This window comes from Bradyrhizobium tropiciagri, assembly GCF_001189845.1.
Classification (GTDB): Bacteria; Pseudomonadota; Alphaproteobacteria; order Rhizobiales; family Xanthobacteraceae; genus Bradyrhizobium; species Bradyrhizobium tropiciagri.
Genome location: NZ_LFLZ01000005.1, coordinates 59,466 through 86,293, shown reverse-complemented (window position 1 = coordinate 86,293; position 26,828 = coordinate 59,466). Strand labels below are relative to the sequence as shown.

The 26,828-nt window shown below is 64.7% G+C and carries 21 protein-coding genes and 1 pseudogene; 13 read left to right on the top strand and 9 right to left on the bottom strand.

The features are described from left to right. Positions 1–558: a GNAT family N-acetyltransferase gene (locus AKN84_RS06255; RefSeq protein WP_244484951.1), complete on the top strand. Its 558-nt coding sequence runs from the start codon at positions 1–3 to the stop codon at positions 556–558. On the opposite strand, the gene AKN84_RS06250 is transcribed toward AKN84_RS06255, so the two are convergent. After that, the gene (locus AKN84_RS06250; RefSeq protein WP_244484950.1) at positions 540–842 is read right to left on the bottom strand and encodes a DUF6916 family protein; all 303 of its coding nucleotides are present in this window, start codon (positions 840–842) and stop codon (positions 540–542) included. The two genes, AKN84_RS06255 and AKN84_RS06250, sit on opposite strands and share 19 nt — an antisense overlap. A gap of 411 nt (positions 843–1,253) precedes the next feature. Here AKN84_RS06250 and AKN84_RS06245 point away from each other — a divergent pair, with 411 nt between their 5' ends. From AKN84_RS06245 to AKN84_RS06205, 9 genes are all read left to right on the top strand, one after another. Next, a complete protein-coding gene (locus tag AKN84_RS06245; RefSeq protein WP_050419876.1) occupies positions 1,254–2,408 on the top strand; it encodes an iron-containing alcohol dehydrogenase in 1,155 nt (384 codons plus the stop codon). 39 nt (positions 2,409–2,447) lie between these two features. After that, a complete protein-coding gene (locus AKN84_RS06240) occupies positions 2,448–3,998 on the top strand; it encodes an AMP-binding protein (protein WP_050419875.1) in 1,551 nt (516 codons plus the stop codon). Between the two features lie 122 nt (positions 3,999–4,120). Next, entirely contained in the window at positions 4,121–4,819 is a 699-nt protein-coding gene (locus AKN84_RS06235) for a DUF2270 domain-containing protein (RefSeq protein WP_347337306.1), read from the top strand. Between the two features lie 79 nt (positions 4,820–4,898). Further along, positions 4,899–5,786, top strand: coding sequence for a TauD/TfdA dioxygenase family protein (locus AKN84_RS06230; protein ID WP_050419873.1), 888 nt, complete (start codon positions 4,899–4,901; stop codon positions 5,784–5,786). Positions 5,787–6,198: 412 nt separating this feature from the next. Beyond that, positions 6,199–7,794: an ABC transporter substrate-binding protein gene (locus AKN84_RS06225; RefSeq protein WP_050419872.1), complete on the top strand. Its 1,596-nt coding sequence runs from the start codon at positions 6,199–6,201 to the stop codon at positions 7,792–7,794. Positions 7,795–7,887: 93 nt separating this feature from the next. Then, positions 7,888–8,835: an ABC transporter permease gene (locus AKN84_RS06220; protein ID WP_050419871.1), complete on the top strand. Its 948-nt coding sequence runs from the start codon at positions 7,888–7,890 to the stop codon at positions 8,833–8,835. Between the two features lie 3 nt (positions 8,836–8,838). Further along, positions 8,839–9,732 (top strand): ABC transporter permease, encoded by an 894-nt coding sequence (locus tag AKN84_RS06215; protein WP_050419870.1) that lies wholly within the window; start codon positions 8,839–8,841, stop codon positions 9,730–9,732. Further along, positions 9,732–10,745 carry an ABC transporter ATP-binding protein gene (locus AKN84_RS06210; RefSeq protein WP_050419869.1) on the top strand — a complete coding sequence of 338 codons (1,014 nt, stop codon included), beginning with the start codon at positions 9,732–9,734 and terminating at the stop codon, positions 10,743–10,745. The genes AKN84_RS06215 and AKN84_RS06210 overlap by 1 nt, the downstream gene beginning before the upstream one ends. Then, positions 10,742–11,734: an ABC transporter ATP-binding protein gene (locus tag AKN84_RS06205; protein ID WP_050419868.1), complete on the top strand. Its 993-nt coding sequence runs from the start codon at positions 10,742–10,744 to the stop codon at positions 11,732–11,734. The genes AKN84_RS06210 and AKN84_RS06205 overlap by 4 nt, the downstream gene beginning before the upstream one ends. 164 nt (positions 11,735–11,898) lie before the next feature. Here AKN84_RS06205 and AKN84_RS06200 read toward each other — a convergent pair whose 3' ends face one another. The 4 genes from AKN84_RS06200 to AKN84_RS06185 all read right to left on the bottom strand — a co-directional run bounded on the left by AKN84_RS06200 (position 11,899) and on the right by AKN84_RS06185 (position 18,071). Further along, a complete protein-coding gene (locus tag AKN84_RS06200; protein ID WP_050419867.1) occupies positions 11,899–13,878 on the bottom strand; it encodes an acetyl/propionyl/methylcrotonyl-CoA carboxylase subunit alpha in 1,980 nt (659 codons plus the stop codon). Beyond that, entirely contained in the window at positions 13,875–15,491 is a 1,617-nt protein-coding gene (locus AKN84_RS06195; RefSeq protein WP_050419866.1) for an acyl-CoA carboxylase subunit beta, read from the bottom strand. Before AKN84_RS06195 ends, AKN84_RS06200 begins: the two co-directional genes overlap by 4 nt. Then, entirely contained in the window at positions 15,491–17,089 is a 1,599-nt protein-coding gene (locus AKN84_RS06190; RefSeq protein ID WP_050419865.1) for an AMP-binding protein, read from the bottom strand. Before AKN84_RS06190 ends, AKN84_RS06195 begins: the two co-directional genes overlap by 1 nt. A gap of 115 nt (positions 17,090–17,204) precedes the next feature. Continuing rightward, positions 17,205–18,071 carry a beta-keto acid cleavage family enzyme gene (locus tag AKN84_RS06185; RefSeq protein ID WP_050419864.1) on the bottom strand — a complete coding sequence of 289 codons (867 nt, stop codon included), beginning with the start codon at positions 18,069–18,071 and terminating at the stop codon, positions 17,205–17,207. A gap of 215 nt (positions 18,072–18,286) precedes the next feature. On the opposite strand from AKN84_RS06185, the gene AKN84_RS06180 reads away from it, so the two are divergent. Beyond that, a complete protein-coding gene (locus tag AKN84_RS06180) occupies positions 18,287–19,510 on the top strand; it encodes an ABC transporter substrate-binding protein (RefSeq protein WP_050419863.1) in 1,224 nt (407 codons plus the stop codon). Positions 19,511–19,600: 90 nt separating this feature from the next. Here the strand turns inward: AKN84_RS06180 and AKN84_RS06175 are convergent, their stop codons facing one another. The 4 genes and pseudogenes from AKN84_RS06175 to AKN84_RS06160 all read right to left on the bottom strand — a co-directional run bounded on the left by AKN84_RS06175 (position 19,601) and on the right by AKN84_RS06160 (position 23,675). Beyond that, the gene (locus AKN84_RS06175; protein ID WP_050419862.1) at positions 19,601–20,434 is read right to left on the bottom strand and encodes a helix-turn-helix domain-containing protein; all 834 of its coding nucleotides are present in this window, start codon (positions 20,432–20,434) and stop codon (positions 19,601–19,603) included. A 116-nt stretch (positions 20,435–20,550) separates the two neighbouring features. Continuing rightward, entirely contained in the window at positions 20,551–21,207 is a 657-nt protein-coding gene (locus AKN84_RS06170) for a glutathione S-transferase family protein (protein WP_050419861.1), read from the bottom strand. Next, a complete protein-coding gene (locus AKN84_RS06165; RefSeq protein WP_050419860.1) occupies positions 21,207–22,373 on the bottom strand; it encodes an acyl-CoA dehydrogenase family protein in 1,167 nt (388 codons plus the stop codon). Before AKN84_RS06165 ends, AKN84_RS06170 begins: the two co-directional genes overlap by 1 nt. Before the next feature lie 166 nt (positions 22,374–22,539). Next, a pseudogene (locus AKN84_RS06160) lies at positions 22,540–23,675 on the bottom strand (acyl-CoA dehydrogenase family protein). Between the two features lie 215 nt (positions 23,676–23,890). Here AKN84_RS06160 and AKN84_RS06155 point away from each other — a divergent pair. Further along, the gene (locus AKN84_RS06155; protein ID WP_050419858.1) at positions 23,891–25,432 is read left to right on the top strand and encodes an acyl-CoA synthetase; all 1,542 of its coding nucleotides are present in this window, start codon (positions 23,891–23,893) and stop codon (positions 25,430–25,432) included. Positions 25,433–25,558: 126 nt separating this feature from the next. Further along, a complete protein-coding gene (locus tag AKN84_RS06150; RefSeq protein ID WP_050419857.1) occupies positions 25,559–26,779 on the top strand; it encodes an ABC transporter substrate-binding protein in 1,221 nt (406 codons plus the stop codon). Positions 26,780–26,828: the final 49 nt, after the last annotated feature.

Genomic DNA, 26,828 nt, shown 5'->3' with positions numbered 1-26,828 from the left:
TTGACGCTCCACGTTCCCGCCACTGGCACGCCCGCGTTCGGTTGGGCGCGTGCGGCCGAAGCCGGTTGCGGCTTCCGCCGGATGTTGGAGGCCGATCTGCCGTTCCTCGGTCGGCTCTATGGCTCGACGCGCATCGAGGAACTGGCGCCGGTGCCTTGGAGCGAGGCGGACAAGGCGGCCTTTCTCGAACAGCAATTCCGCGCCCAGCACGCGCATTACCAGCGGTACTATCCCAACGCCGATTGGCTGGTAATCGCGCGCGCGGATGAGGACATCGGCCGCCTCTACATCGAGCGCTGGCCGAGCCAGCACCGCATCATTGACATCGCCTTCATGCCGGCGCATCGCGGCAAGGGCTATGGCGAGGCGTTGCTGCGTGATGCGATCGACGAGGCGGCTGATGCCGGCAAGGACGTCTCGATCCATGTCGAGAAGCTCAACCCGGCGATGCGGCTCTACCGCCGGCTTGGCTTCGTCACCGAGGAAGACAAGGGCGTCTACGACCTGATGCGCTGGCACGCAGGCGGAGGAACCGAGCGTCAGGTGAAGATCGCCTGATAGCCGTTGCCGTCGCCAAGCGGGCCGATCGGCACCAGGAAGATCTCGATCACGCCGAGCGCGGGATGCCGCACCGGATAGATCGCCTGCGGCAGCCATGCGCCCTTCGACCCCACGAACAGCAGAGAGAACGCACCACCCGGCCGGCCGCTGTTGCCCGCGGGCTCGACCTTGGCGAGCTTCAACTCCACCACGCGATCCGCCGCCTGCAACTCGAACCCGGCATGCTGGTGCGGCGTGAAGTCATCAATATGCAGCTTTGCGAGATCGACGGTGGATGACATGCGCACGTCCCTGTTGCCGTCGACGTGTAACACACGCCGCGGCGATGCGGTCAAGGTTTCTGCCACGGCCACACGCCGTCATGCGCGATCGGCACCCGGCTTTCCCTGCGCCCTCTGCGAGAGGAGAGGACAAGTAAACGCAAGACTCGGGCAAATCATGTCGCGAGAATGCGGACGTATGATTCACCGGCGGCGCAACAAACTCGGCGTCGTCCTGGCGAAAGCCAGGACCCATTACCCCAACTGAGCATCGCTGCGCGACGCTGGAGCCCCAATCCCGTTCATCACCGAATGCGGTGGTTATGCGCCACCGACCGTGCCACCGAGGTCCCTGATGACGGCCCCGCTTTCCTCCGCTAACCTCCGCCCAAACGACCGCCGGCAAGGCGGAGCATTTTGAGGGAGAGCCGCGTGCATCGAGGCCGTGTCGTATTCGGCGCCATGGACGAGGTCGTGTTCGGGCGGCCCGCCCGTGAGGCCATCGTCGAGCAACTGGACCGGTTAGGCGCACAGCGCGCCTTCCTGATGGTATCGGGCACGCTGAACCGCGAGACCGACGAGATCGAAAAAATCCGCGAGGCGCTCGGGTCCCGCTGCGTCGGCACCTTCGACAAGATGCCGGCGCATACGCCGCGCGCCGCGGTCATCGCGGCGACGGAACAGGCCCGCGCAGCGAAGGCCGACCTGATCGTCACCATCGGCGGCGGCTCGATCACCGATGGCGCCAAGGCGGTGCAGCTCTGCCTCGCCAACAATGTCACGACATCCGACGGCATCGACGCGATCCGCACCCGTGGCGGCGTCTCGCCCGAGATGAATCCGCCGGCCGTGCGCCAGATCAGCGTGCCGACCACGATCGCCGGCGGCGAATTCTCGTCGATCGCAGGCGTCACCAACGAGGCCAAGCGGCAGAAGGAGATGCTGCGCCATCCCTTGGTGATGCCGCGCGCCACCATCCTCGATCCGGAACTGGCGGTGCACACGCCGGACTGGCTGTTCCTATCGACCGGCATCCGCGCGGTCGATCATTGCGTCGAGGGCATCTGCTCGCGCGAGGCCCATCCCTACGGCGATGCGCAGGCGATCAAGGGGCTCGAGATGCTGGCAGCCGGCCTGCCGCGGGTGAAGGCCAATCCGAAGGACATTTCGGCACGGATGGATTGCCAGATCGGCACCTGGCTCTCGACCGGCCCGCTCGCCTCCGGCGTGCCGATGGGCGCGAGCCATGGCATCGGCTACGTGCTCGGCGCCGAGTTCGACGTGCCGCATGGCTACACGTCCTGCGTGATGCTGCCTGCGGTGATGCGCTGGAACAAGCGCGACAATGCCGACCGGCAGGCGCTGGTCGCGGCGGCGATGGGCCATCCGGGCGCGGACGCCGGCGACGTGCTCGACCGCTTCATCCGCGACCTCGGCATGCCGCGCAGCCTCAAGGAGGTGCAGGTCGGCGCTGAACATTTCGACCGCATCGCAGCGGGAGCGATGCGCACGCCCTGGGTGCCGCGCAATCCGCGCAAGATCGACGGCCCGTCCCAGGTCCGCGAAATTCTGGTGATGGCCGCCTAGGACAAAAACGCGTCGCGAGTGAGGGGGAAATAGAGCTCAATGTACACCGGCAAGCATGCTTACCTGCGCCCGCTGCAACCCGCCTTCATCATGGCCGGGACCGGCGAGACCGTCACCTATCGCGAGCTCGAGGCGCGCAACAACCGTCTCGCGCATCTGTTCCGCAAGCAGGGCCTGCGGCGGCTCGACCACTATTCGATCTTCATGGAGAACAACAACCGCTACCTCGAGGCTTGTGGCGCCGGCGAGCGCGCTGGACTCTATTACACCTGCGTCAATTCCTACCTCACCGCCGGTGAGCTCGCCTACATCCTGACCAACAGCCAGTCGCGGATCCTGATCACCTCGAAGCTGAAGCTCGACATCGCACGCGAGGCGCTGAAGGAGTGCCCACAGGTCGAACTTTGCATCGTGGTCGACGGCGACGGTGAAAGTGATCGCATCGTCGGCTTGCTGCAGGCCACCGCCGGCCTGCCGTCGACGCCGATCGCGGACGAATATGCCGGCACCGCGATGCTCTATTCATCCGGCACCACCGGCCGGCCCAAGGGCATCGTGCGGCCGCTGCCCGAGCAGCCGCCGTCGCAGAACCTGCCGCTGTTCGATTTCCTGACCAAGCTCTGGCACTACCGCGAGGGCATGGTCTACCTGTCGCCAGCGCCGCTCTATCACTCGGCGCCGCAGGCCGCGGTCAATCTCACCATCCGGATGGGCGGCACCGTCGTCATCATGGAGAGCTTCGATCCCGAACGTTATCTCCAACTGGTCGAGACATGGGGCATCACCCACAGCCAGCTGGTGCCGACGATGTTCTCGCGCCTGCTGAAGCTGCCCGAGGCGGTGCGCACCCGCTACGATCTGGCGACGCTCGAGGTCGCGATCCATGCCGCCGCGCCCTGCCCGGCGCTGGTCAAGGACGACATGATCAAATGGTGGGGCCCGATCATCCACGAATATTACGGCGCGACCGAGGGCCTCGGCTTCACCGCCTGCAACAGCGAGGAATGGCTGGCGCATCGCGGCACCGTCGGCAGGGTGCTGCTCGGCGACCTGCATATCCTCGACGAGAACATGCAGCCTTGCCCGAAGGGAACGCCGGGCACGGTGTGGTTCAAGACCGCGACGCCGTTCGAATATTTCAACGATCCGGCCAAGACCAGCGAGGCGCGCTCGGCCGACGGTAGCATGAGCACGGTCGGCGACGTCGGCTATGTCGACGACGACAACTTCCTCTATCTGACCGATCGCGCCACCTTCATGATCATCTCCGGCGGCGTGAACATCTACCCGCAGGAGTGCGAGAACCTGCTTATCACCCATCCCAAGGTCGCCGATGCCGCGGTGTTCGGCGTGCCCAATGTCGATCTCGGCGAGGAGGTGAAGGCGGTGGTGCAGCCGACCGAGGGCATCGCGCCAGGGCCGGAGCTGGCCCAGGAGCTGATCGCCTTCTGCGCAAGCTCGCTGTCGCGTCAGAAGGTACCGCGCTCGGTGGATTTCGAGGCCGAGCTGCCGCGGCTGCCGACCGGAAAACTCTACAAGCGCCTGCTGCGCGACCGCTACTGGGGCAACAAGACCTCGCGGATCGTCTGAGCCAAGCGATGCGGCTCACGGCGCGGATCGGTCGGCCAAGCGCTGCAGCGCAACGGACTCGCACGCCGCGCGGATTTGGCGTTATGCTCTGCAATCGCAAGCCAGCTTCGCCGGAGGCCGCCATGCCGTCGCCCCAGCCGCGCGAGCCGGAGCCGGCAGAGGCCGGCAGGCTCGAATTCACCGCCGCCGAGATCGGTGCGCTCGCCCACCTCTATCGTGGCGAGGTCTACCGCAGCACGGTCTGGCGCACCCGCCTCGACAGCTCGACCAACTGGGCTGTTGTTACCACCGGGATCGCGCTGTCGGCGACCTACAGCAACGCGGAGGCCTCGCCTCTGCCGATGGTGCTGGTCGGCCTGCTGGTGACGGTCTTCCTGCTGTTCGAGGCGCGGCGCTACCGCTACTTCAACGTCTGGCGCGCCCGCGCCCGGTTGCTCGAGACCGATTTCTACGCGCCGATGATCCGCGGCGAAGACCCATCGCCAAATGCGGCCTGGACCGAGCTGCTGGCCAACGATTATCGCCGCCCCAGCTACCACATCAGCTTTGCCCGCGCGGTCGGCCGGCGGCTGCGCCGGACCTATGGCTGGATCTTCGCGATCCAGGCGATCGCCTATTACGGCAAGCTGGCGATCCATCCGCTGCCGTTGACCACGATGAGCGACATCTGGGACCGCGCCGCGATCGGGCCGATTCCGGGGGTCATCGTGGTCCTGGCCGGCGTCGCCTTCCATTCGAGCTGGGCGCTGTTCGCCCTCGTCACGCAGCGTATCGAGGTCGCCGATCGGCGCATGCGGCACAATCTGATCGCAATGGGGTGAGGTGCTGCAGGTCGCGTTGCCGGTGGCGGGCTTTTCCCCTAACCTCGCTTCAACAAGAAAAATCAGGGAGGACCTGCCGATGGAAGTGATCCCACTGCGCGAGGGGTTCGGAGCCGAACTGCGCGGCGTCACGCTGTCAGATGTTGCCGCCAGCGATACCGCCTATGCGGCGGTGCGCGCGGCGTTCGAGGAACACTCGGTGCTGGTGTTCCGCGGCCAGGAGGTCAGCGACGATGTCCAGCTCGCCTTCTCGCGCCGCTTCGGTCCGCCCGAGACGACCAAGGTCGGATCGATGGGCACCGGCTCGCATTTCGTGATCCTCTCGACCTTCGGACCCGACGGCAAGGTAGTTCCGTCGGACCATCGCCAGCAGTTGCGCGCGAAGGCCAACCAGCTCTGGCACACTGACTCCTCCTTCAAGCGCGTGCCGGCACTGACCTCGATCCTGTCGGCGCGCATCATCCCCGAACATGGCGGCGAGACCGAATTCGTCTCGATGCGGCTTGCCTTCGAGCGGCTCGACAAGGATGTGGCGAAGCAGCTCGAGAACTCGTTCGCCTGGCACTCCTACGCGCATTCCCGCAGCAAGGTCGCCGCCGGCCTCGCGACATCAGAGGAGGTCGACGCATTGCCGCCGGTGTGCTGGCGCATGGTCTGGCGCAATCCCGTCAACGGCCGCGGCGCGCTGTATCTCGCCTCCCATGCCTACGGCGTCGAAGGCATGGATGCCGAGGCCGGCAAGGCGCTGATCGAGCAATTGACCGAAGCTGCGACCGCGCCCGGTGTCAGCTATCTGCATCAATGGAAGCAGGGCGACGTCGTGATGTGGGACAACCGCGCCACCATGCATCGCGGCCGCCCCTGGCCGGCGCATGAGGGCCGCCTGATGATCCGCACCACGATCTCGGCGACCGAGGCCGACGGCGTCGGCAACATGCACCTGCCCTCACCGCAGGCCGCGGAGTGAGGTGATATGTTTCCCCGTCATCCTGAGGAGCCGCGAAGCGGCGTCTCGAAGGATGAACGGCCCGGCTGGTGGCCGTCATCCTTCGAGACGCGCTTCGCGCTCCTCAGGATGACGGAACGAACCTCGGCGCTGCTTAGCGAACGTCGGCGACAAACTGTCGCTGATTGCGGGCTGCTTCACGCGGCACGTATCGGCGTTAGCAATCGAAATCGAACGGAGATTCGTCCCTGCATAGCAAAACAACCGGAGTTCCCCGCAATCACTGCCAATATTCCCGATCCCCGGAAATTTTAATGTCCTCACGTCATCCGAATTGCCAATCCCTTCGCGACCCTCGCTGGTTGCCCGACAGCCTCACCGTGGTATCGTCGATGCCAATCGGCCATTGAGACCGAAATTCGTGGAGGGGACCATGCGGAGCGTGCAAGCGCTGGCCGTCGCGGTGTTGTCTGTGCTGGCCATCAGCGACGTTTCACGCGCAGCCGAGCCGAAATCCGGCGGCATCTTCAGGATCTATCACCGCGACAGTCCCGGCAGTGCCTCGATCCACGAGGGCGCGACCTATTCGGTGAACATTCCGTTCATGCCGATCTTCAACAATCTCGTCATTTTCGATCAGCACATCGCGCAGAACAGCGTCAGCACGATCCGGCCCGAGCTTGCGGAGAGCTGGGCCTGGAGCGGCGACAACAAGACGCTGACCTTCAAGCTGCGCAAGGACGTCAAATGGCACGATGGCAAGCCGTTCACGTCGGCCGACGTCAAATGCACCTTCGACATGCTGATGGGCAAGTCGCAGCAGAAGTTCCGGCAGAACCCGCGCAAATCCTGGTACGACCAGGTCGAGGAAGTCACCACCAACGGCGACGATGAGGCATCGTTCAAGCTGAAGCGGCCGCAACCCGCGCTGTTGTCGCTGCTCGCCTCGGGCTATTCGCCGGTCTATCCCTGCCACGTCTCGCCGGCGGAGATGCGCACCAAGCCCATCGGTACCGGCCCGTTCAAATTCGTCGAGTTCAAGGCCAACGAATCGATCAAGCTCACCAAGAACCCCGATTACTTCAAGAAGGGCCTGCCCTATCTCGACGGTATCGAGTTCACCATCATCCCGAACCGCTCGACGGCGATCCTGGGCTTCGTCTCGGGCAAATTCGACATGACTTTCCCGACCGAGGTCTCGATCCCGCTGCTCAAGGACGTCAAGTCGCAGGACCCGACAGCGGTCTGTGTGGTGGAACCGAACAACGTCTCCACCAACATCATCATCAATTCGACCGCCCCGCCGTTCAACAATCTCGACATCCGCCGCGCGCTGGCGCTGGCGCTCGATCGCAAGGCGTTCATCCAGATCATGTTCGAGGGCCAGGGCGACATCGGCGGCACCATGGAGCCCGCGCCCGATGGCCTGTGGGCGATGCCGAAGGACATGCTTGAATCGATTCCCGGTTACGGCCCCGACGTCGAGAAGAACCGCGAGGAGGCCCGCAAGCTGATGCAGAAGGCGGGCTATGGCCCGGACAAGCATCTGCAGATCAAGGTGTCGACCCGCAACATCGCGGTCTACCGCGATCCCGCGATCATCCTGATCGACCAGATCAAGAGCATCTATATCGACGCCGAGCTCGACGTCGTCGACACCGCGCAGTGGTTCCCGAAGATCGCGCGCAAGGACTATTCGCTCGGCCTCAACCTCACCGGCAACGCAGTCGATGAGCCCGACCAATCCTTCTACGAGAACTATGCCTGTGGCTCGGAAAGGAACTACACCAACTATTGCAACAAGGACATCGAGAAGCTGTTCGACCAGCAATCCGAGGAGACCGACCTCGACAAGCGCAAGAAGCTGGTCTGGGAGATCGACAAGAAGCTGCAGGAAGACGTCGCGCGGCCGATCATCTTCCATGCCCGCACCGCCACCTGCTGGAAACCTTACGTGAAGAATGTCACGATCATGTCCAACAGCTCCTATAACGGGTATCGCTACGAAGACGTCTGGCTGGATAAATAGGCATAGCGTTTTCGAGCGAAGTGGATACCGATTCGCGTCAAGAAAACGCGTCAAAAAGAAAGTCCTAGACGAGAGATCAGGGAGAGAGCCAGGGTGTTTGCCTATATCGTGCGGCGGCTGTTCCTGATGCTCGTGACCCTGTTCGGGATCTCGGTCATCATCTTCGTGCTGCTGCGCGTCGTTCCCGGCAACATCGTCGACATCCTGTTCGACGCCGCGGGCTTCGTCGACCCCGCCGACAAGGCCAATCTCGAACGCGAGCTCGGCCTGAGCCAGCCGATCGTGATCCAGTATCTGCACTGGATCGGCGGCCTGCTGCACGGCGATCTCGGCTATTCCTACGTCTCGGAAAAACCGGCACTGGAGGAGATCCTGCCGCGGATCCCGATCACCGCGCGGCTCGCGGGGCTCGCGCTGTTGTTCTCCGCCTCGATCGGCATCCCGCTCGGCGTGATCAGCGCCGTGCACCAAGGCTCGAAGCTCGATTATGCGCTGCGCGTGGTCAGCCTCAGCGGCCTGTCGCTGCCGTCGTTCTGGCTCGGCCTGTTGATCCTGATGGCCTCGGTCTCGCTGTTCGGCAGCATGCCGATCTTCAACCCGAACCCGAAGACCTGGCTCGAGGCGCTGACCATCTATGCGGTGCCGGCAATGGCGGTGGGCTTCCGCAGCGCGGCGCTGACCATGCGCATCACACGCTCCTCGATGCTGGAGATCCTGCGCCAGGACTACATCCGCACCGCGCGCGCCAAGGGCGCCTCCGAGGCCTCCGTCAACTATCACCACGCGCTGAAGAACGCCGTGCTGCCGGTCATCACCGTGATCGGCATCGAGGCCGCATTCCTGATCGGCGGCCTGATCGTGACCGAGACCGTGTTCAACATTCCCGGCATCGCCCGCTTCCTGGTCGAGGCGCTGCGCTGGCGCGACTATCCGATCGTGCAGAACCTCGTGATGTTCATCGCCGTCGTCGTCGTGGTCGTGAATTTCATCGTCGACATGCTCTATGCCGCGATCGACCCGCGCATCCGGTTTGGGGACTAACCGATGGCGACGATCAATTTCGACAGCGAATTGCGACGCGCGGGGGCCAACGCCACCGGCGGCTGGGGTCGGCTCGCCTTCCTCGCGCAGCGTCACGTGCTCGGCACCATCGGCCTGCTCATCATGCTGCTGTTCGTGCTGACCGCGATCTTCGCCGACGTCATCAGCCGCTACGATCCGCTCACCGTCGATTCCGCGCACCGCTTGGCACGGCCCTCGATGCTGCACTGGTTCGGCACCGATTCCTTCGGCCGCGACGTCTGGAGCCGCATCATCCACGGCGCGCGAATCTCGCTTGCAGTCGGGATCGGCTCCACGACACTCGGCGCGACGCTCGGCGTGATCGTGGGCCTCGCCTCCGGCTATCTCTCCGGCTGGGTCGATCTCGTGTTCCAGCGGGTGACCGACATCCTGCAATCGCTGCCACTGCTGGTGCTCGCGCTGGTCATGACCGCGGCGCTCGGTCCGTCGCTGCCGAACGTGATCCTCGCGATCGCGATTCCCCTGATTCCGACCGTCGCCCGCGTGATCCGCGCCAACACGCTGGCGCTGCGCGAGCAGCCGTTCGTCGAAGCCGCCAAGTCGATCGGCATGAGCGAGATGCGCATCGCGCTGCGTCACGTGCTGCCGAATACCATCGCGCCGCTGATCGTGCTCGCGACCGCGCAGCTCGGCTCGACCATCCTCACCGAGGCGTCGCTGTCGTTCCTTGGCCTCGGCATTCCCGAACCTTATCCGTCCTGGGGCCGCATGCTGTCGGAATCCGCCGCCGAATATGTCCGCACCGCGCCGTGGCTGGTGATCTTCCCCGGCATCGCGATCAGCCTTGCGGTGTTCGGCACCAATCTGTTCGGCGACGCGCTGCGCGATATCCTCGATCCGAGGCAGCGCGGCTGATGAGCGAGGCTATTCCGGCAGAGACGGTTCTCGACGTGAAGAACCTGCAGACGGTGTTCTTCACCAACTCCGGCCTGTTCCGGGCGGTCGACGACGTCTCGTTCTCGGTCCGCCGTGGCGAGACCTTGGCGATCGTCGGCGAATCCGGCTGCGGCAAGAGCGTCAGCGCGCTCTCGATCATGCGCCTGGTGCCCGATCCGCCCGGCCGCATCGTCGGCGGCTCGGTGACGCTTGAAGGCACCGATCTGCTGAAGCTCGACGATGCCGCGATGCGCAGCATCCGGGGCAACCGAATCTCGATGATCTTCCAGGAGCCGATGACCTCGCTCAATCCGGTGATGCGGATCGGCGACCAGATCATCGAGGCGGTACGGCTGCATCAGAAGGTCAGCAGCAAGGAGGCGTGGAAGCAGGCCGTCGACATGCTGCGGCTGGTGCGCATTCCGGAGCCGGAGCGCCGCGCCCAGGAATATCCGCATCAACTCTCCGGCGGCATGCGCCAGCGCGCCATGATCGCGATGGCCCTGGCCTGCCGGCCGGCACTGTTGATCGCGGACGAGCCGACCACCGCGCTCGACGTCACCATCCAGGCGCAGATCCTGGCGCTGATCGTCGATTTGCAACAGCGGCTCGGCACCGGGCTGATCCTGATCACCCACGACCTCGGCGTCGTCGCGCAGACCGCGCAGCGCGTAATCGTGATGTATGCCGGCAAGAAGATCGAGGAAGCGACCGTTGAATCATTGTTCGAGACGCCGCTGCATCCTTACACCCGCGGCCTGATGGCCTCGATCCCCGCAGTGCCTTCACCCGATGCGAAAGAGGACGTGCGGCTGGTCGAAATCCCCGGCATGGTGCCGTCGCTGACCAGGCTGCCGCCCGGCTGCGCCTTCGCGCCGCGCTGCAAGCTCGCGGTCGACCGTTGCCGTCAGGAATATCCGCCGCTCGACGAGGTCAAAAGCAATCACTGGGCGGCATGCTGGCGTGCCGGCGAGATAGCGGAGGCGTCATGACCGAACAACGCCCGCTCCTCGAAGTCACCGACCTCGTCAAGCACTACGCCGTGCGCGGCGGTGTGCTGCGCCGGCAGGTCGGCACCGTGCATGCGGTCGACGGCGTCAGCTTTACGCTCGGCGCCGGCGAGACGCTGGGCCTCGTCGGCGAATCCGGCTGCGGCAAGTCGACGGTGGCGCGCACCGTGCTGCGGCTGGTCGAGCCGACCAGCGGCGCCATCAAGCTCGACGGCGAGGATATCGCGCCGCTCAGCAAAACGGCGCTGCGGCCGTACCGCCGTTCGATACAGATCGTGTTCCAGGATCCGTTCGCCTCGCTGAATCCGCGCATGACGGCCGGCGATATCGTCGGTGAACCCTTGACTGTCCATAGCATCGCGACCGGCGCGAAGAAGCAGGAGCGCGTCGCGGAGCTGTTCCAGCAGGTCGGGCTCCGGCCCGACCAGATGAAGAATTTTCCGCATCAGTTCTCCGGCGGCCAGCGCCAGCGCATCTGTATCGCGCGCGCACTGTCGCTCGGGCCGCGGCTGATCGTCTGCGACGAGCCGGTCTCCGCGCTCGACGTCTCGATCCAGGCGCAGGTGATCAATCTGTTGATCGACCTGCAACGCAAGCAGAATTTTTCCTACCTGTTCATCGCGCATGACCTCGCGGTCGTCGCCCATATCAGCCACCGCGTCGCCGTGATGTATCTCGGCCGCATTGTCGAGATCGCCGACAAGCACGAACTGTTCGCCAACCCGCGCCATCCCTATACGCAGGCATTGCTTGCCTCGGTGCCGATCGCCGACCCCAAGGCCAAACGCGCCGCACCGCTGATCGACGGCGACGTGCCGAGCCCGATCAACCCACCCTCCGGCTGCGCCTTCCACACCCGCTGTCGCTACGCGATCGATCGTTGCAAGACCGAACGCCCGGCGCTGCAGGCGGCCGGACCGGCGCATCAGGTCGCGTGCTGGCTGAATGACGGAACGGGGCGGAGCGAATAATTCCGCTGTCGCCCCTGCTTCACGAAAGCAGGGACCCAACCACCGTTGCTCATTGTGAGCCGAGCTGTGGCCACAGCCTGCTTCAACAACATCGATCGGTGGTTATGGGTCCCGGGTCGCGCTTCGCTTGCCCGGGACGACAGTGTTTATGCGGCGGCCTCGATCTACGCGGCGGCCTCGATCTCCACCACGATCTTCCCCGTCGTGACCTGCTCGCCTTCAGCAACATCGATCGACGACACCGTGCCGGCGACGCCGGCGGTGTGCACGTGTTCCATCTTCATCGCCTCCAGCGTCATCACCGGCTGGCCGGCCGCGACCTTGTCACCCGCCTTGACCAGCACCGCGACGACCCGACCGTTCATGGCGGCGCGGACCTTGCCGTCGCCGCCGGCGGCGCTCGCGCTCTCCGGCGGCGCAAGCGTCAGATCCCGGGCCGACAGCGTGACGCCGCGGTGCAGGATAGAGAGCCGATCGCCATCGCGCAGGAACCTGGCCTGCTCCATCAGGCCGTCGTGATGGAAGCGGATGCCGTCCTGATCGAGCTCGTCGATCACGAAGCTGAAGCGATCGCCGTTGCGGGTCGCGAGATAGCTGCCGTCGCGCTCGCGGACGATCTCGATCTCCTGCACGCCATGGCCGAGATCGATCCGCAGACCGAGCGGAAACGTCGCCGCCAGCGACCGGCCGCGCTGCCATGGCGGCGCATGCGGATTGGTGACGTAGAGCAGCAGCGCCGCGAGCGCGAGGTCGCTGCCGCGATCCGGCCGCGGCGCCAGCAATGCATCGCGGTTGTTGCCGATGAAGGCCGTGGTCGCCTCGCCCCTGGCGAAGACCGGATGGCGCAGGCAGTCGATCAGGAAGCCCTGGTTGGTTGTGACGCCGAACGCCGTGACCTGCTCCAGCGCAGAGATCAGCTTGCCGCGCGCCTCGTCGCGGGTGGCCCCGTGGCTGATGACCTTGGCAATCATCGAATCATAGAATGGCGGAATCTCCGAGCCGGACTTGAGCGCGTGCTCGACGCGGATGCCATCAGGCATCTGCCATCGCGCCATCGTGCCGGATTGCGGCATGAAGTCGTGCCCGGCATCCTCCGAACACAGCCGCACCTCGATGGCATGACCGGAGAAGGCGATGTCCTCTTGCCTCACACCGAGCGGCTCACCCATGGCAACGCGCAGCTGCAGCTCGACCAGATCGAGCCCAGTGATCGCCTCGGTGACGGGATGCTCGACCTGGAGCCGCGTGTTCATCTCCATGAAGTAGAAATTGCCGGCGCGATCGAGCAGGAACTCCAGCGTCCCGGCACCCTCGTAGCCGATCGCCTTGACCGCCTGGACGGCGACCGCGCCCATCCGCGCGCGCAGCTCCGGCGTCACCGCCGACGACGGCGCCTCCTCGATCAGCTTCTGGTGCCGCCGCTGCACCGAGCAGTCGCGCTCGCCGAGATGGATGGCGTTGCCGTGGCGGTCGCCGAACACCTGGATCTCGATGTGGCGCGGATCGACGATCGCGCGTTCAAGAATCACGGTGGGATCGCCGAACGCGCCCTGCGCTTCCGACCGCGCGCTGCGCAGCGCATCCGGAAACGCCGCCGCATCCGCGACCGGCCGCATGCCGCGGCCGCCGCCGCCGGCGACCGCCTTGATCATGACGGGGAAGCCGATCTTCCTCGCTTCCACCAGCATCGCTGCATCGCTCTGGTCGGCACCCTGATAGCCGGGCACGCAGGGAACACCGGCCTTCTGCATGATCTCCTTGGCGCCGGCCTTGTTGCCCATCGCCAGGATCGCTTCCGGCGACGGGCCGATGAACACCAGCCCCGCGTCGCGGCAGGCTTGCGCAAAGTCCTCGTTCTCGGCGAGGAAGCCGTAGCCGGGATGCACCGCGCCGGCGCCGCTCGCCTTGGCGGCGGCGATGATCGCATCGATCTTCAGATAGGATTGCGCCGGCAGCGCCTCGCCGATCCGCACCGCCTGGTCGGCCTCGCGCACATGCAGCGCGTCGCGGTCGGCATCCGAATAGACCGCGACCACGCCATAGCCGAGCCGCCGCGCCGAGCGCATGATGCGCAGCGCGATCTCGCCGCGATTGGCGATCAGCACCTTGAAGAACGGCGTCCGCTTCACGATGGTACCGCTCATGGCCGCGCCACCGAGAACTGCATGCGCTGCGGAGTGCGCGCCTCCGCTTCGCGGCAGATCGAAAGCACCTCCGACAGCACCGTTCGCGTGTCACGCGGATCAATCACGCCGTCATCGAGCACGCGGGCGCTGGTCGAGAACACGTCCATCTGGCCGTCGAAAACACCCGTGATCTGCGCCTTCATCGCCTCCAGCTTCTCCTTCTCGATTGGCTTGCCGCGCCGCGCGGCCGCCGCCTCGGTGACGATCGCCATGGTTTCTGCGGCCTGCTCACCGCCCATCACGGCGGTCTTGGCGTTCGGCCAGGAGAAGCAGAAGCGCGGATGGAAGCCGCGGCCGCACATGCCGTAATTGCCGGCGCCGAATGATGCGCCGCAATACAGCGTGATCTGCGGCACCGTCGCCGACGTCACCGCCTGGATCATCTTCGAGCCGTGCTTGATCATGCCGGCTTCTTCATAGGCCTTACCCACCATGTAGCCGGTGGTGTTGTTCATGTAGAGGATCGGCGTACGCGACTGACAGCAGGCCTGGATGAAATGCGTCGCCTTGTTGGCCCCGGGCACATCGAGCGGCCCGTTGTTGGTGATGATGCCGATCGCCTGCCCCTCGATGCGGGCGTGGCCACAGACCGTCGCCGGGCCGTAATTGGCGCCGAACTCGGTGAAATCGGAATCGTCGATGAAGCGCGCGATCGCCTGGCGCATGTCGACGGGGCGCTTGTGGTCCATCGGCATGATGCCGAGCAGCTCCTCCGCTTCGTAGCGCGGTGGCTTGAATGCGGCTGGTTCTGGGACCGGACGGTCCCAAGGCAGCTTGGCCATGATCTCGCGCGCGATGCGCAGCGCATCGCGGTCGTCCTCGGCGAGATAATCGCCGAGACCGGAGATTTGGGTATGCATCTCCGCGCCGCCGAGCTCCTCCTCGGTCGCGATCTCGCCGGTGGCGGCCTTGAGCAGCGGCGGCCCGGCGAGGAAGGCGCGGGTGCGGCCGCGCACCATCACGATGTAATCGGAGAGGCCCGTCTGGTAGGCGCCGCCCGCAGTGGAGGAGCCGTGCGTCACCGTGACGACCGGAAGCCCTGCCGCCGACAGCCGCGCCAGATTGCGGAAGATGTTGCCGCCACGGACGAAATCCTCGACGCGGTAGCGCAGCAGATTGGCACCGGCGCTCTCGACCAGCTGCACATAGGGCAGCTTGTTCTCCAGCGCGAGCTCCTGCACCCGCAGCGTCTTGTCGAGGCCATAAGGTTGCAGCGCACCGGCGTCGATGCCGGCATCATTGGCGCTGACCATGCAGCGGATGCCGGAGACGAATCCGATGCCGGCGACCAGGCCGCCGCCGGGCACGCTCTTGTCCGCATCCGGCACATCGAACATATAGCCGGCGAGCGTCGACAGTTCGATGAACGGCGAGCCCGGATCGAGCACCAGCGCGACGCGCTCGCGCGGCAAGAGCTGCCCACGCTTGTGGAAGCGGTCCTTTGCCGCGGCGGAGGCCGCGCGGGTCCGCTCCTCCAGCCCCCGCATCCGGGCGATCAGCGCCAGCATGCCGTCGCGATTGCCCTGAAAGCCGGCGCTACCGGTGGCGATGGTGTTCTCGATGATGGCCACTACGCGCGCTCCACAAAATACTCGCTGTACTGCTGCCGCAGCTCGACCTTGCGCAGCTTGCCGGTCGCGGTCATCGGCATCTCCTCCAGGATACGCACCAGCTTCGGCACCTGGAAGCCGCCGAGATGCTTTCGGCAATGCGCTTCGATGCCGGCCTCGTCGGCGACCGCGCCGGACTTCAGCTTGACGAAGGCGGAGACCGCCTCGCCCCATTGCGGATACGGCAGACCGACCACGGCGGCATTCTGCACCGCAGGATGCGCCAGCAGCGTCTCCTCGATCTTGACGGAGGTGACATTCTCGCCGCCCGACTTGATCATGTCCTTCTTGCGGTCGAGGAACAGCACCTCGCCATTGGCGTCGATCAAAGCGAGATCGCCGGTATGGTGCCAGCCGAACTTGCGGGCCTCCTCGGTCGACTTCGGGTCCTTGTAGTAGCCCATCATCACATTGGGCCCGCGATGCACCAGCTCGCCGATCTCGCCGCGCGGCAAAAGGTTGCCATTGTCGTCCATGATCGCGGTCTCGTTGACAACAAGCGACTCGCCCCAGTAATTGCCGAAGCGGTCGAGCTGCACCTCCGGCCGCGACATCGTGGTCGCCGGGTACATCTCGGTCTGGCCGCTGGTCAGCACGAAATTCGGACACATGTCCGCCATCGCGCGTTCGAGCAGCGGCTTGCCCATCGGCGCCATGGTGTAGATGCAGCAGCGCAGGCCCGACAAATCGTAATCGCGCCGGCGCGGGTGATCGAGGATCACCTGGTACATCAGCGACAGGCCGACGAACACCGTGAGCTTGTCACGGACGATCGCCTCCATGCAAACCACCGGATCGAAGCCGCGCATCAGCGCCATGCGGCCGCCGACCGAGAGGTAGCTGAGCAGCAGCACGTGGCCGGCGCAGTGAAACAACGGGAACTGCCCGGTGATCCCGTCATCGCGCGAGAGCTGCATCTCGATGCAGTTGCTCATCACGGCCATGACCACGGCGAGATGACAATGCATCGCGCCCTTCGGCCGCGACGTCGTGCCCGACGTGTAGATGATCATCGCGAGGTCGCGGTCGTTGATCTCGATATCAGGCTCGATGTCGGATTGCCCGGCCAGAAGTCCGTTGAACTCCTTCAAGCCGGTCTTGCCGGCATTGCCGGTCAGGTCGACCGCGATCATCTCCGTGCCGCGCGCTTCCAGCGCCGCGCGGCGGTCGGCCTGGGCATGAAGATTGTCATCGATGATGGCAAAGCGGACCTCGGCATGGCCGATGATGTAGTCCATGTCCGCCGGACCGAGCATGGTGTTGATCGGCACCCAGACCAAGCCGGCGCGGTGGATGCCGAACAGCGCTTTGACGAATTCGACCGAGTTGTTGCAGATCGTCGAGATCTTCTCGCCCGGCCTCAGCCCGCGCGACACCAGATGATTGGCGAAACGATTGGCGTCGCGTTCGAGCTCGGTGAAGGTGACCTGCCTGTCGCCGTCGGTCAACGCGATGCGGTCGGGAAACCGCTGCGCGGCGCGCTTCAGGAGATCGCCGATCGCGACCCGCCCGATGCGGCCCGGCCCGACGACGCCGCCGGTTGCTGCGAGATTGTCCATGTCTGGTTCTCCTCTCAACCGTCATTGCGAGGAGCGAAGCGACGAAGCAATCCACTCTGTCTTCGAGTGACAAGATGGATTGCTTCGCTACGCTCGCAATGACGGCCGGCGTGACCTAGTGTCTCGTCCCAAAGATCTGCCGCGCTTCGGCGGGGCTCGCGATCTCGCGGCCGGCGCGGCGCGCGCAGGCGGCGAGGCCTTCGACGAGCTGACCGTTCGACGTCACCTTGGTGCCGTCGCCGAGATAGAACGTATCCTCGAGCCCGCTGCGCAGATGGCCACCGAGATCGGCGGTGCGCTGGTGCAGCGGCCAGATTTCGGCGCGGCCGATCGCGGTGACCTGCCAATGCGCTTCCGGCGCTTTCAGCTTCAGGAGGATCGGCAGCAGTTCCGGATCGGCCGGCATGCCCGAAGCGACACCCATCACGAAATTGTATTCGAGCGGCCCGGAATACATCCCGGTCTGCCGGTACATGCCGACGCAGCGCACGATACCGACGTCGAAGCATTCGAATTCGGGAATGGTGCCGGCCGCCTTCATCACGTCGAGATAGTCCTGCACCTTCTCGACCGCGTTATCGAACATCATCGGCGGCCAGGCCCAGGTGTTGTCGGCCTTGACCTTCAGATAATTCAGCGAGCCCGCATTGCAGGCGGCGATCTCGGGCCTGGTCTCACGCACGCAATCGAGCGCGCCCTGGTAGTTCGGGCCTGAGGTGCCGGTGGTGTGGTTGATGATCACGCCGGGGCAGGCCTCGCGGATCGCCTGCTGGATCTCCTTGCTGACGCCGACCTCCCATGACGGCAGGTGGCCCTTGTTCGGTTCCTGCTGGCGCAGATGGATGTGCATGATGCTGGCGCCGGCGTTGAACGCGGCCCTGGCCTCGCGCGCCATCTGCTCCGGCGTCACCGGAACGTTGTGCTGCTTCGGGTCGGTAAGCACGCCGTTCAGCGCGCAGGTGATGACGGCCTTGTCGCTCATGGGGTCTCTTGTCCGCTTTGCAGTGCACATGCGCTGCTGGTTTTCCCATGATGAGAAATTTGCCTTCGCGCCATCTTGCGTTGACTGGCTAAGTCAATGCGCCCGCGCCGCAATTCGCCGCCAGCCGGTTAACACAAGACGCCGAGCCCACGTGACGCATAGGCTCTGCTTCAAGCAGAAGCGGCGCAACAAGCCGGCATCACGGGGAGAACGTCATGGTCTCGATCAACCGGCGCAGATGGCTCACCGGCGCGGCAGGCGCGGGACTAGCGGCAGCCGCGGGCCTCCGGCCTTCGCTGGCCGAAGACACACCCGGGGTCACCGCCACCGAGATCAGGATCGGCAGCACCACTTCGCTGAGCGGCCCGGTGTCCGCGCTCGGCGTGCAGGCGCGCTGCCAGGAGGCCTATTTCAGGATGCTGAACGAGCAAGGCGGCATCGCCGGCCGGCAGATCAAGTACATCTATTACGACGATGCGTTCAATCCGGCGAAGACGGTCGAGCAGGTGCGCCGCCTGATCGAGAGCGACAATGTCGCCTTCCTGTTCAACATGCTCGGCACCGCGCCGAATTCCGCCGTCGTCAAATACATCAACGCCGCCAAGGTGCCGCATTTGTTCCTGTCGGTGAACGGCGACAAATGGGGCGACTACAAGTCCTATCCGTGGACCATGGGCTTCGCGCCGAGCGCGCGGACCGAAGCGCAGGTGTTCGTCAAATATGCGCTGAGCCAGCACAAGGACGCAAAGATCGCGGTGCTCTACCAGAACGACGATCTCGGCAAGGATTTCGTCGCCGGCGCCAAGGATGTGCTGGGCGAGCGGTTCGCGACATCGGCCGTGGTGGCGTCGCACGAAGTCACCGATCCCACGATCGATTCCCAGATCGTCGCGCTGCGCGGCGCCAATCCTGACGTGCTGATCTCGGGCACCACGGCAAAGTTCTGCGCGCAGTCGATCCGCAAGATCTATGAGCTCGGCTGGAAGCCGATGCATTTCATCGCCAGCGGTGCTGCGTCGCTGTCTTCGACCATCATCCCGGTCGGCCTCGACAAGGCGCAGGGCACGATCTCATCGGCCTATATCAAGGACGTCGCCGATCCGGCCTGGGCCAATGACCAAGGCGTGAAGGATTTCCTCGCCTTCATGGAAAAATACTTCCCCGACGGCAATCCGAAGGAAGGCTACAACCTCTACGCCTATATGGTGGCGAACGTGCTCAAGATCGTGCTTGAGCAATGCAAAGGCAATTTCACCCGCGACAACATCATGGCGCAGGCGAACAATCTCAGGGACGTCTATGTCCCGACGCTGTTGCCCGGCATCAAGGTCAACACCAGCCCGACCAACCATCATCCGCTGCAACAGCTTCAGTTACAACGGATCGAAGGGCCCGGCTGGCTGAGGTTCGGCGAGGTGATCCAGGGCGCGAATCTCTAGCCGTCGTCATTGCGAGCGAAGCGAAGCAATCCATGCCCCAGCTCGAGGAAAGATGGATTGCTTCGTCGCTTCGCTCCTCGCAATGACGGGTTAGGTCAAAACCCTCTCACTCGCCCCCTGCCCGGTCCGGTAGATCGCAAGATCGCGCGAGCCGGAGAAGATCGCGCGCGGCTTGAGGCCATAGAAGCGGCGAATCGAGTGGCTGAAATGGGTGCTGTCGGGATAGCCGATGTCCTGCGCGAGATGCGCGAGGTTGATGTCCTGGTTGGCGAAGTGCAGCAGATGCCGCGCGCGCTTCCAGGCGCGGAAGGAGCGGAACGAGATCCCGGTCTCCTCCTTGAACAGATGCAGGAAGCGCGACGGCGACAGCCCGGCCTCGGCGGCACAGCCTGCCGCGGTCACCGGCTCGCCGGAAAACTGCCCGATGCGGCCGATCGCGCGCACGACCCTCGGATCGAGCACGCGCTGCGGCAGCGCGTCGCCGAAACACATGGTGTCGAACTCGGCATTGGCAATCGCGTCGCGATGCTGCATCTCGGCGAGCGTCGCATAGGCGTTGCGAATCCGGTTTGCGAACAAATGTGAGTCCGGCCCCTGCAGGCGGCGGGCAACCGCTTCCAGCGTGCCGTCGGGCACGCTCTCCGGCTCGATCGCGACGCAGATCGCGGAACGATATTCGCTGGTGATGGTGTGACGGAGGTTCGGCATCGTCACCGCGAGCTCGCCATGGGACTCGCGGCCCTCGCTGGTCGACAGATGCAAGCCGTCGCGGATCGCGACATAGACATGGAATGCGCCAGGGCAGCGTTCGCGCGGGCGGCCGAGCAGCCCTGCATAGAACACCCGCTCCGGCGTGATCAGCATTCGGTGGCCGGACTGCTGCTGGCCGGACTTCTGGCACTTCGCGTCCACGATCGCGTCCATGGCGGTTCCTCCTCGCGCGGCTCTTTGGGCCGCTGCGGCGGAGCTACCATAGCGCATATTCGCAAGCTGTCACCGACGTGCTGGATCAATTCCGAGACACACCGACGCCGGCGTGATCAAGGCCGCGCCCGCGGCGCAACATTCTGTTCCAGCCCGGCTTTTTGCTCCGCCGCCACCGCACGCTTGTAACCGTCGCGCTGCTGTAGCCGCGCCCAATAGGCCGCGACATTCGGCCCGAAATCCTTGGCAAGGCCGATATTGCTGGCGAGCCGGAGCGCATAGCCGTTCGTGATGTCGGCGGCGGTGAAGCGTTCCGCGCAGAGGAATTCCGATTTCGCTGCGGCGGCCTCGACTGCGCGCAAGCGTCCGAGGAACCATTTCGCATAGTCGCCGGAGACCTGCGGGTTGCGCCGCTCCTCCGGCTCAAGCTGGCTGTAACGGAGCACCAATGTCTGCGGAAAGGTCAGCGTCGCATCGGAAAAATACATCCAGTTCAGGAACGCGCCAAAGGCCGGCTCGTCGACGCCCACGATCAGCGGTGTCGGGCCATATTTCGTGCCGAGGTAGTGGCAGATGCCGGAGGACTCCGTCATCCTGGTCTCGCCGTCGACCATGAACGGAATGGTGCCGAGCGGATTGATGCCGAGATATTCCTTCGCGAACACGCGCGGCGGGAACGGCAGCATCTTCAGCTCATAGGGCAGTCCGAGCTCCTCCAGCATCCACAGCGGGCGGAACGAGCGCGCGGCGTCGCAGTGATAGAGCGTGATCATCAGGCGTTTCCCTTCTTCAGGCCAGGCAGCGTGCCCATCATCTTGCACAATACCATGAGCATCACCTCGTCGGCACCGCCGCCGATCGAGGTCAGGCGGCTGTCGCGATAGGCCCGGCTGACCGGCGTCTCGTTGGTAAAGCCCATGCCGCCCCAATATTGCAGGCAGGCATCGGTGAGCTCGCGGCCGAGCCGGCCGGCCTTCAATTTCGCCATGGTCGCAAGCCGGGTGACGTCCTCGCCGGCGACCAGCGCCTCGGCGGCGCGATAGATCAACGAGCGCAGCAGCTCGACCTCGGTCTGCATCTCCGCGAGCTTGAAGTGCACCACCTGATTATCGAGGATCGAGCCGCCGAACGCCTTGCGGTTGCGGGTATACTCGATGGTCTCGTTGATGATGAACTCATGCGCCTTGAGGCAGGCCGCCGCGCCCCACAGCCGCTCTTCCTGGAACTGGATCATCTGGTAGGTGAAGCCCTGGCCTTCCTCGCCGATCCGGTTGCGCTTCGGCACCCGGACATTGTCGAAGAAGATCTGCGCCGTATCCGACGAGCGCATGCCGAGCTTGTCGAGCTTGCGCGCGACCTGCACGCCCCTGGTCTTCATCGGCACGCAGATCAACGACTTGTTGCGATGGACCTGGCCGTCGCTGGTGTTGGCGAGCAGGCAGATCCAGTCGGCCTGGGTGCCGTTGGTGATCCACATCTTGCCGCCATTGATGACGTAGTCGTCGCCGTCGGAACGTGCATTTGTCTTGATCGACGCAACGTCGGAGCCGGCGCCGGGCTCGGAGACGCCGATGCAGGCGACCTGGTCGCCCGCGATCGCTGGCGCCAGGAACTCGCGCCGCACCTCGTCCGAGCCGAACCGCGCCAGCGCCGGCGTCGCCATGTCGGTCTGCACCCCGATCGCCATCGGCACGCCGCCGCAGGTGATGGCCCCGAGCTCCTCGGCCATCATCAGCGCGTAGGAGTAATCCAGCCCCTGGCCGCCGAACTCGACCGGCTTGTTGAGGCCGAGGAAGCCGAGATCGCCAAGCTTCTTGAACAGCTCATGCGCCGGGAAGATATCGGCCTTCTCCCATTCGTCGACATGGGGATTGATCTCGGCCGCGATGAATTTTTGGAGCGCGCGGCGGGGTTCGTCGTGGTCGGCGGTTAAGAGCATTGTTCGGTCTATCCCTCGTCATTCCGGAGCGCGCGCAGCGCGAGCCCGGAATCCATTTCACATCGAATCTGCCGCCCGATGGATTCCGGGCTCTCGCGGAGCCTGTCATCGGGCCGCGCTTTGCGCGGACCCGTTGGCGAGCCCCGGAATGACCGGGGAAAATTCATCACAATCCCATCTGCCGGCTCGCGAGATCCTTCATGATCTCCTCGGTGCCGCCGCCGATGGCGTTGACCTTGACCTCGCGGTAAATGCGCTCGACCTTGACGCCGCGCATGAAGCCGGCGCCGCCGAAGATCTGCACCGCCTCGGAGGCGCAATGCGCCATGGTTTGCGTCGCCTGGTTCTTCATCATGCAAATCTCGGCGACCGGGCTTTCGCCCTGGCCGAGCCGCCACGCCAGCATCTCCAGCATCGCCTGCGAGGCTGCAACCTTCTGCGCCATGTCGACGATCTTGTGCCGGATGACCTGGTGCTGGGCGATCGGCTTGCCGAACGTCTTGCGCTCCTTGGCATAGGCCACCGCCTCGTCGAGGCAGACCCGCGCATAGGCGGTGCAGCTTGCCGCCATGCCCATGCGCTCGCTGTTGAAGTTCTGCATGATGATCTTGAAGCCCTGGCCTTCCTCGCCGATCAGGTTTTCGACCGGCACGCGGCACTCATCGAAATGAAGTGTCGCGGTATCCGAGGCCCACCAGCCCATCTTCTTCAGCTTGGTGCGGGAGAGGCCGGCCGTATTGCCCTCGATCAAGAGCAGGCTGACGCCGCCGGGCCCCTCGCCGCCGGTGCGCACCGCAACCGTCAGATAGTCGGCGCGCATCCCCGAGGTGATGAAGGTCTTCTCGCCGGAGACGACGTAATGGTCGCCGTCGCGCTGCGCCTTGGTACGGAGGTTCGCGACATCCGAGCCGCCGCTCGGCTCGGTGATCGCCAGCGCGGAGATCTTCTTGCCCGCAAGCACCTCCGGCAGCACCCGCGCCTTGACCTCGGGGCGGGCGGCACGCGCGATCGGCGGCGAGCCGATGGTGTGGCTCATCAGGCTTGAGGAGACGCCCCCGGCGCCGGCCCGCGCCAGCTCCTGCGAGGCCACGATCTTCATGAACTGGTCGGCGGCGATCCCGCCATATTCTTCCGGAAAACCGAGGCCGAGCAGCCCAATCTCGGACGCCTTGGCATAGAGTTCGCGCGGAAACTCGCCCTCCTCGTCCCATTGATGGGCATAAGGCTCGATTTCCTTGGCCACAAAGCGCCGCATCACCTCGCAGAAGCCTCATGCTCGCCGGTGTAGAACGGGTTTGCCATCCGCGTGCTCCATTGATTCTCGCGCCCGACGATGTCCGGATTTCTCCCGGTTCACTTGCGTCGAGTGGCTGTCCGCCGGAGCCGCCTTCCATCTGGCCACCCGCCAGCCACTAAACGCAAGACAGTATCCCGATACGCCCCCTCCACTGCCAATTCATGGCATCAATCGAGCCAGGAACAGGCGGCGCAAGACTGCCGTTCCAGAGGAGGGACATGTGCCGGTTCGTTATTACGACTGGATCGCGCATCATCGCCGGCGCACGCCGGACAAGATGGCGCTTGTCGATCTCGCAAGCGGACGCCGCTTTAGCTATGCGGAGCTCGATGCCCGTGTGTCGCGGCTCGCCGCCTGGCTGCGTGACGGGCTGAAGGTTGCCAATGGCGACCGGGTCGCGGTGCTGGCGTTGAACACCACGGATACGCTGGAGATCCAGTTCGCCTGCTTCCGGATCGGCGCGGTCTTCCTGCCGCTCAATACCCGCCTTACCGTTCCCGAGCTGCGCTACATCACCGGCGACGCCTCGCCGAAGGTGATGATCCATGACGACGACCTCGCCGAGACCGCGCTTGCGGTGGCCAAGCTCTGCGATGTCGCGTCGACCGTGAGGCTCGGCCCGGGCGGCGCCTATGAAGCCGGCATCGCGGCGGCCAGGCCGCTCGAACGGTTCGAGGAGGTCACGCTCGATGACATCTCGACCATCATGTACACCTCGGGCACCACGGGTCAGCCCAAGGGCGCGATCATCACGCATGGGATGACGTTCTGGAATTGCGTCAATCTCGGCGGCCCCGCCTACATCTCGCCGGCCTCGGTGCTGCTGACCGTGCTGCCGCTGTTCCACACCGGCGGGCTGAATTGCTACACCAACCCGGTGCTGCATGCCGGCGGCACGGTGCTGATCATGCGCACCTTCGATCCCGGCGAGGCGCTGAGACTGATCAGCGATCCCGCGCAGGGCATCAACGTGTTCTTCGGCGTGCCCGCGATCTACCAGTTCATGGCGCAGCATCCGGATTTCGCGTCGGCGGATTTCAGCCGCCTGACGATCGGCGGCGTCGGCGGCGCGCCGATGCCGGTGCCGCTGCTCAAGACCTGGGAGGCGCGCGGCGTCGCGCTGCAGCAGGGCTATGGCATGACCGAGACCTCGCCGGCGGTGATGGTGCTCGACCGCGAGGATGCCGCGCGCAAGGCCGGCTCGTCCGGCAAGCCGGTGCTGCACACGGAAGTGCGCATCGCGCGGCCCGATGGCAGCGATGCCGCGGTCGGCGAGCTCGGCGAGCTCTGGGTCAAGGGCCCGAACATCACGCCGGGCTATTGGAACCGGCCGGACGCCAACGCTTCCTCGTTCACCGACGGCTGGCTGCATACCGGCGACGCCACGCGGATCGACGAGGAAGGCTTCTACTACATCGTCGACCGCTGGAAGGACATGTACATCTCCGGCGGCGAGAACGTCTATCCGGCCGAGGTCGAGAGCGTGCTGCATCAACTGACGGCCGTCGCCGAAGCCGCCGTGATCGGTATCCCGAACGAGCAGTGGGGCGAGGTCGGGATGGCCGTGATCGCCGTGAAGCCAGGCCACACGCTGACGCCGGACGAGATCCACGCACATTGCCAGGCCAATCTGGCGCGGTTCAAATGCCCGCGCCTGATCGAGTTCATCGATGTCCTGCCGCGGAATGCGACAGGCAAAATTCATAAGCCGACGCTTCGGCAACAGTTCAGCCAGCCGAAGCCGACCGATACTGCCGCTTGATCGCACGGACGCGCGTTGCGTCTCATGCCATGTCGAGAGAAGTGTTGCCCATAATCGTTTGCCGGGACCGGCTATGGGTTCGTTGCGTTGAGTCCCCAACCAGAATAGATCGAGGAAATTGCCTTTATGAAAACCACAAAACTGTCGCTGCTGGCCGCCGCCGCGGCGCTCTGCCTGCTTTCCACCCAGGCCGCCTTTGCCCAAAAGAAGTATGACACCGGCGCCTCCGACACCGAGATCAAGATCGGCAATGTCGAGGCCTATAGCGGTCCCGCCTCCGCCTACGGCGTCATCGGCAAGACCGAGGAAGCCTATTTCAAGATGATCAATGATCAGGGCGGCATCAACGGCCGCAAGATCAACTGGATCTCCTATGACGACGGCTACTCGCCGCCGAAGACCGTGGAGCAAATCCGCAAGCTGATCGAGAGCGATGAGGTCTTCCTGGTGTTCAACGCGCTGGGCACGCCGACCCAGACCGCGGTGCAGAAGTATCAAAACGCCAAGAAGGTGCCGCAGCTGTTCCTCGCCACCGGCGCCAGCAAGTGGAACGATCCGAAGGATTTCCCATGGACCATGGGCTTCCAGCCGAGCTATCGCGTCGAGGCGCGGATCTTCGGCAAGTACATCCTCAAGGCCAAGCCGGACGCCAAGGTCGCGATCTTCTATGCCAATGATGACTTCGGCAAGGACTACCTGATCGGCCTCAAGGACGTGCTCGACAAATCGAGCGTCAAGATCGTCGCCGAGGAAAGCTACGAGACCACGGAGCCGTCGATCGATTCCCACATCGTCAAGCTGAAGGACACCGGCGCCGACGTGTTCGTCAACATCTCGACGCCGAAATTCGCCGCGCAGGCGATCAAGAAGATCGCGGAGATCGGCTGGAAGCCGATGCACGTGATGACCGACGTCTCGATCTCGATCGGCGCGGTCATGAAGCCCGCCGGCCTCGACGCGTCCGAAGGCGTGCTGTCGGCCGGCTATCTGAAGGACGCGTCCGACCCGCAGTGGAAGAATGACGAAGGCATGAAGAAGTTCATGGCCTTCGCCGAGAAGTACTTGCCGGGCGCTAACCTGTCGGACGCGAACCTGGTCTATGGTTATGCCGCGGCGCAGACCATGGTGCAGGTGCTGAAACAGTGCGGCGACAACCTGACGCGCGAGAACGTGATGAAGCAGGCCGCCAGCCTGAGGGATTTTGCGCCCGACACGCTGATCCCCGGCATCAAGATCAACACCAGCGCGACCGACTTCGCGCCGGTCGAGCAGCTCAAGATGATGCAGTTCAAGAACGGACAGTGGGAGCTGTTCGGCGACATCATCAGCGCGGAGACCGGCGGCTAGCGCCAAGCAGGCGACAAGCCAACGTGTCGCGAAGCCGCCCGTATGGGCG

Bases quoted from the DNA above. Each gene is read 5' to 3' on its own strand.
- AKN84_RS06250 (WP_244484950.1), bottom strand. From the start codon at position 842: ATGTCATCCACCGTCGATCTCGCAAAGCTGCATATTGATGACTTCACG.
- AKN84_RS06240 (WP_050419875.1), top strand. From the start codon at position 2,448: ATGTACACCGGCAAGCATGCTTACCTGCGCCCGCTGCAACCCGCCTTC.
- AKN84_RS06235 (WP_347337306.1), top strand. From the start codon at position 4,121: ATGCCGTCGCCCCAGCCGCGCGAGCCGGAGCCGGCAGAGGCCGGCAGG.
- AKN84_RS06230 (WP_050419873.1), top strand. From the start codon at position 4,899: ATGGAAGTGATCCCACTGCGCGAGGGGTTCGGAGCCGAACTGCGCGGC.
- AKN84_RS06225 (WP_050419872.1), top strand. From the start codon at position 6,199: ATGCGGAGCGTGCAAGCGCTGGCCGTCGCGGTGTTGTCTGTGCTGGCC.
- AKN84_RS06215 (WP_050419870.1), top strand. From the start codon at position 8,839: ATGGCGACGATCAATTTCGACAGCGAATTGCGACGCGCGGGGGCCAAC.
- AKN84_RS06210 (WP_050419869.1), top strand. From the start codon at position 9,732: ATGAGCGAGGCTATTCCGGCAGAGACGGTTCTCGACGTGAAGAACCTG.
- AKN84_RS06205 (WP_050419868.1), top strand. From the start codon at position 10,742: ATGACCGAACAACGCCCGCTCCTCGAAGTCACCGACCTCGTCAAGCAC.
- AKN84_RS06200 (WP_050419867.1), bottom strand. From the start codon at position 13,878: ATGAGCGGTACCATCGTGAAGCGGACGCCGTTCTTCAAGGTGCTGATC.
- AKN84_RS06190 (WP_050419865.1), bottom strand. From the start codon at position 17,089: ATGGACAATCTCGCAGCAACCGGCGGCGTCGTCGGGCCGGGCCGCATC.
- AKN84_RS06185 (WP_050419864.1), bottom strand. From the start codon at position 18,071: ATGAGCGACAAGGCCGTCATCACCTGCGCGCTGAACGGCGTGCTTACC.
- AKN84_RS06180 (WP_050419863.1), top strand. From the start codon at position 18,287: ATGGTCTCGATCAACCGGCGCAGATGGCTCACCGGCGCGGCAGGCGCG.
- AKN84_RS06175 (WP_050419862.1), bottom strand. From the start codon at position 20,434: ATGGACGCGATCGTGGACGCGAAGTGCCAGAAGTCCGGCCAGCAGCAG.
- AKN84_RS06170 (WP_050419861.1), bottom strand. From the start codon at position 21,207: ATGATCACGCTCTATCACTGCGACGCCGCGCGCTCGTTCCGCCCGCTG.
- AKN84_RS06165 (WP_050419860.1), bottom strand. From the start codon at position 22,373: ATGCTCTTAACCGCCGACCACGACGAACCCCGCCGCGCGCTCCAAAAA.
- AKN84_RS06150 (WP_050419857.1), top strand. From the start codon at position 25,559: ATGAAAACCACAAAACTGTCGCTGCTGGCCGCCGCCGCGGCGCTCTGC.